This window comes from Dyella sp. (genome assembly GCF_036384435.1).
GTDB lineage: Bacteria > Pseudomonadota > Gammaproteobacteria > Xanthomonadales > Rhodanobacteraceae > GSA-30.
Map to the genome: position 1 here is coordinate 1 of NZ_DASVMI010000075.1, position 4,767 is coordinate 4,767.

The following is a 4,767-nucleotide window of genomic DNA, read 5'->3' on the forward strand; positions in this document are numbered from 1 at the left end:
GATCACGAACTGGGCGCGCTGCCCGGTGGGGAAGGTGAGGGAGACGACCGGATCGGCATCGGTGATGCGCTGGCCGGTGTTGCTCTCGTTGACCACCGCGGTACAGAACTGGCGGGCACGCTCGAAGGTGAGGTTGGGCACCTCCACGCGCTGCCAGCCGCCCCGGCTTTCCAGGTACAGCTCGCCGGGTTTGTTGATGCAGATTTCGGTGACGTCCGACGACGCCATGTACTCCCGGATACCCAGCACTTCGTACTGGTAATCCAGAAAGGCATGGCTGGCCGGGGCGGATGTGTCCATATCCTTGTTCATCGGCTTGCCTGTCAGAAACGCGCGACCACGCCGCTGAAGTCCACGTCCTTGGCCACGTAGATATTCACGACAGTGCCCTGGTGCAGGGTGACCGTGGGGGCGCGATTGGCGGCTTGTCGAACCGCCTGCTGCGACAGGCTCTGCAACGTTTGCGCGGTATTGCTCTCATACGGCGACTGCACGGCAAAGCCATTGCCGACGGCGGAGGTTTTCGGTCCGTATTTGGCGCCCTGGTATTTGAAGGCGTCGCTGAGCATGCTGATCAGCATCGCCGCGCCGATGCGGCTGCCCCAGTGGTTGTCCAGGCGTCCGGGATGGCCGGCGCCGCCGAGCTTGTCGATGCCGGGGCTGGCCATGTTCACGTCGATGCCGGTGGGCGTGACGATGCGATCCCAGATCACGGCCGCGCGATCGCCCACGGGGCCCGCGTCATACTTGCCCAGCACCTTCGAGCCTTTGGGCAACAGCAGGCGCCTGCCAGTAAACGAATACACCGGCTCGGTGACGAGGCATGAAGTGAAGCCCGGAATATCGGTGACGATGCGCGTCTCCAGCACGCAGCGGATGTACGTGCCGCGTAGCATCAGGGTGTCGGGCTGGTTCAACGGTTGCGCGCTGGTGGCGGCCTGCCCCTGGGCCAGGCCGGGCATACCGGGCAGCATGGGGCCTTGGGACATGGCGGCGGGAGCGCCGGCAGACAGGCCCGCGTTGCTGCTCTCCATGCGCCTTTCGAGCAGGGAAGGGCCGCGTGCTTCCTGCATGGGCAGTGGCTCGGGCATGGCGCGCGTGTCGAGTGCGGGTGGCATCGGTGGCGCGTGGGCCAATACTTGGGCCGGGGTGGGTTCTTCATGCGCGGGCATGGGGGCAGTGCCCGGTGCAGTCATGCGCGGCGCATCGGCCACCGACAGGGTTTCGTCGTTGGCCTTGGCCGGTGCCTTGCGCAAGCCGAACAGCATGTCTTTCATGAAGAACGCGATGATGACGGCTAGCAGAACGGTGCTGCCGAGAAACATCATCGCCCGTGGATTCAGTCGTCGGCTGTCCATCGGCTGGAACCTGGGTGCACCGGCGTCGAGGTCGATTTCCTCGGGTGCCTGCGCCGACTCCGGCGCTTCGGGCTCGGGGATGGGCTGGTAGAGATTGCCGTGCTCCGGCGACGCGGCATCGAGGGCTGCCTGCTCGTGCCCCGGTTCATGTGGATGATTCGAACTCACTTGACGTTCCTTCGCAGGCCGACGATGTGGTTGTCGTGCCGGATGACCAGATAGGGATACGTGCCGTGCACGACGATGGTGTTGCCCTCCACGGTGCTGTTGACCAGGGAGTCATCGCCGTGCTCCTTCTCGCGCATGGTGATGGCCGGGAAATTGCCGGTAGGGAACTGTTTGAGGTCGCCCATGGCGATATAGGTGAACTGGCCGTCGTCGTACACGTGGGAGGGAATCAGCCATGGCGCGCGCCTGGCGTCGTGCGTGGCGTAGTCGTAGGCGAAGTGATAGCGTCGACCGCGCACGATGGAGGTATCGAGCTCCGGAGCCTGGGCAGTGGTTTTCTCTTGCTCGGAAAACCGGGCATCGCCGGGATAGTTCAGCACCACCTTGTATTGCACGCCCGCGCGCTTGGCCTGGTCGAGTGATTTCCAATCCGTGGCCACCACCTTAAGCTCGAAGATGTACGAACGTGTGGCCGTGCGGATCATCATGTTGGTATCCACGTCCACGTTCTTTGGTTTGAGATAAAACACGTTTTCGCGGCGTGTAAGATCCCAGCCGTTGCTGAAGCCCGTGCTGTAGTCGAGCACCTGTTCGTGGGGACTCAGCTCGATCTGCGTGGTGATGCCAAGGCCCGTTCGCACCGGATAGATACGGTCGGGCTGATATTCATAGGTCTGCACGACTTGTGCCGTGGCCGTTGTCGCGCTCAGGGCTGCGAGGACGAACACATGGGAAAGAGCGCGATTCATCGGCGAGCGCCTCCTTGCGCGGCAGGGCGTTCTTGAGCGGGTGTCAACGGCTGTTCGAGCATCGGTGGTGGGCCACTCACCACCGCGGCCGTGCTGGCCGCCACGGCTGGCGCGGTCGGTGCCAGCGTGGCCGCGGGTGGCGGTGCGGCGTAGTCGTTGTTGACAACGTAATCGGTGACTTGAAAACCAAGCGGGTTCTCTACCCGATGGCGTTCATCCATCTGCAGGTTCGGCTTGTAGACGAAGCGCAGCGTGGCGATCTTGTTGTCCAGAGGCCGGGACTGGCCGGTTTTCTTGTCGTAGAGCGTGCGTTGGAAGCGCACCGTGGCGCCATCGGGCGCCTTGCCGGGGCCGCCGCCGATCAGCACGGTGCTCAATATGCTTATTCGTATGGCCGTGTCGCGGCCATAAACGTGATAGGGCGCGCGCGGGTTATTGGGCGCATGCAGTGCGCGATAGACACCGGCCACCTCGGGCGAGGCCATCGTCAGCACCGTGACCCAGTCGCGCAGATTCATCATGGCCACGTCATAGGATTCGCGCGCCATGATGAAATGCACCACGTTGCTTCGATTGATTGCTTCGCTGGTGGAAATCTGCCCGTGCAAGGCGTCGTCCGTCAGGCGAGCCACCGTGCTGGTGCCGGTATAGGCATCGGCCATGACCAGGTAGGGCACCTTTTCCTTGAGTGGCAACATGTAGAAGTAGCCACCGGCGAGTATCAGCGAGAGGCCGACGGCGGACCCTGCCACCCACCACGCACGACGCTCGCTGCGGCGAGCCAGGTCGGCCAGAGAGATTTCATAGTTCACCGACCTGCTGATGGCAGCGTCGACCTTGTTGCTTTTAACGGTATTGCTGCTTGCCATGGCGCATCCTTGTGGTGGCGATATCCATGTGTTCAGTCCTTGATGGCAGGTGTCTCGTGCATGGCTTGCACGATGATTTTTTTGGTCTCGACCGCAATCGAAAGCCCCTGCCTGGCATAGATGGCATTGAGTTCGGTGGTGGCCGCGACGAGGTTGGGTGTGTGGATGCCTGCGACCGGGGCATGCAGCGTGAAGTCCGATGCATGCTGGTATGCCAGTTGCATGCCGGTGTCATGCGTCCAGCGCGTGAGCATGTTCTTGAGCGTGCCGTCCGTAGGTGTGGCCTGGAACAGATAGGCCTCTCCCAGTGGAATTTCCCGGGTTTCCTTCTGGAAGGCGTTGAGTGGTTTCCAGCGCCCACCGAAATCCCTGGGCGGTGGTGTGCCGCAGGCGGTGAGGCTCAAGACGGATACAAACAGCATGGCGATCCTGGTGTTGCGATATGAGGCGTTTTTCACGGCGTGGAGATCTGTGGAATCGGCAAATAGATGGCTGGCCAGCTCAGCGAATGAGCCGGTTCGTGGTGTATGGGTGCATGGCCTCCCCGGGCGCATACGTGAAATCATTGCGCCGGCTTCTTGTTTAAGGCAGGCGGCGTACGCGGGTTAGCAGGGAGGTGCGCGATGTCTATACGCGTGGGTATGTACAACGCGGCGCGCCATCGCTCGGCGATGAGGGCTCATGTCTTGAAGGGTGTCGGCGTGCTTGGAAATGTCAGATTTGTTCGTCATCACGTAGGGCCAGGGTTGTGCATATGGATTGTTCCCCTGGCATGTACGAAATCCGACAAGCATCAGGGCGCCATGCGCAACGGATAGCGACAGCCTTGTCACCCCCACGCGCCGCATGTATGGATGCGCCCCCGTACGTTGTGAATTCTGTCTCAAAAAATTTCGCATGGCTAGTATTTAGACGAAATATTTTTCGGTGTTCGGTTATATCTGGGCATTGCTGACCTTTTCGGTACGCGATTTGCGTTTTTTATGAGAAGCATGCTGATTTGTAAGTTCATGTTTTTCATGGAATGATTTTTTGAACATTCCTTTTTCTCATGGTTGTGGATACTTTTTTGAATATAAGATTTTTTCTGTTTTTTTGATGGAGTTGGCATTTTTTGCATGAGGCATGTTTGCGAAGTCGGAAGATTTCGAAAGACCTTTCTACGACCGCATCGCCGATACCCTCACCGCATAGGAGCGAATTCATTCGCCGAGCAAGGCGCGACGAGGTCGCGCTTTGGAGATACCGCCCCTCATCCGCAACGACGCCACCGATAACCTCGCCACGCGTGAGCGAATTCATGCGCGAAGCAAGCCGCGACAAAGCCGCGGCCTGGAGGTTTGCCCTCATCCGCACCCGCACCGCCGATAGCTTCACCACGTAGGAGCGACTTCATTCGCGAAGCCACCGGCGATTCAGTCGTAGATGGAGGGGTGTTAAGACCTCCAAGCCGCGATCTACGTCGCGCCTTGCATCGCGAACGAATTCGGCTGCGCAGAGCACACGCCGCCCGCGTCGGGCTGGCGAGCCCAACGAATCGTCGTCATACCTTGCATGCCACCCGCACACGACCGCTTAATGGGCGAGGCAACCGGCTGGTTGCCTCACCCGCTCTGGGTCGTG

The 4,767-nt window shown here is 60.7% G+C and carries 4 protein-coding genes and 1 pseudogene; all 5 read right to left on the bottom strand.

Going from position 1 to position 4,767, the window contains the following annotated elements:
- Positions 1 to 300: pseudogene (locus VF436_RS07030) on the bottom strand (P-type DNA transfer ATPase VirB11); the annotation flags it as partial.
- Positions 301 to 323: 23 nt separating this feature from the next.
- Positions 324 to 1,526, bottom strand: coding sequence for a TrbI/VirB10 family protein (locus VF436_RS07035; RefSeq protein ID WP_330903296.1), 1,203 nt, complete (start codon positions 1,524 to 1,526; stop codon positions 324 to 326).
- Positions 1,523 to 2,275, bottom strand: coding sequence for a TrbG/VirB9 family P-type conjugative transfer protein (locus VF436_RS07040; protein ID WP_330903297.1), 753 nt, complete (start codon positions 2,273 to 2,275; stop codon positions 1,523 to 1,525). Before VF436_RS07040 ends, VF436_RS07035 begins: the two co-directional genes overlap by 4 nt.
- A complete protein-coding gene (locus tag VF436_RS07045; protein WP_330903298.1) occupies positions 2,272 to 3,144 on the bottom strand; it encodes a type IV secretion system protein in 873 nt (290 codons plus the stop codon). Before VF436_RS07045 ends, VF436_RS07040 begins: the two co-directional genes overlap by 4 nt.
- 32 nt (positions 3,145 to 3,176) lie before the next feature.
- Positions 3,177 to 3,566, bottom strand: coding sequence for a hypothetical protein (locus VF436_RS07050; RefSeq protein WP_330903299.1), 390 nt, complete (start codon positions 3,564 to 3,566; stop codon positions 3,177 to 3,179).
- Positions 3,567 to 4,767: the final 1,201 nt, after the last annotated feature.

Excerpts from the sequence above, each read along its gene's own strand:
- VF436_RS07040 (WP_330903297.1), bottom strand. The coding sequence starts at position 2,275 with ATGAATCGCGCTCTTTCCCATGTGTTCGTCCTCGCAGCCCTGAGCGCG.
- VF436_RS07045 (WP_330903298.1), bottom strand. The coding sequence starts at position 3,144 with ATGGCAAGCAGCAATACCGTTAAAAGCAACAAGGTCGACGCTGCCATC.
- VF436_RS07050 (WP_330903299.1), bottom strand. The coding sequence starts at position 3,566 with ATGCTGTTTGTATCCGTCTTGAGCCTCACCGCCTGCGGCACACCACCG.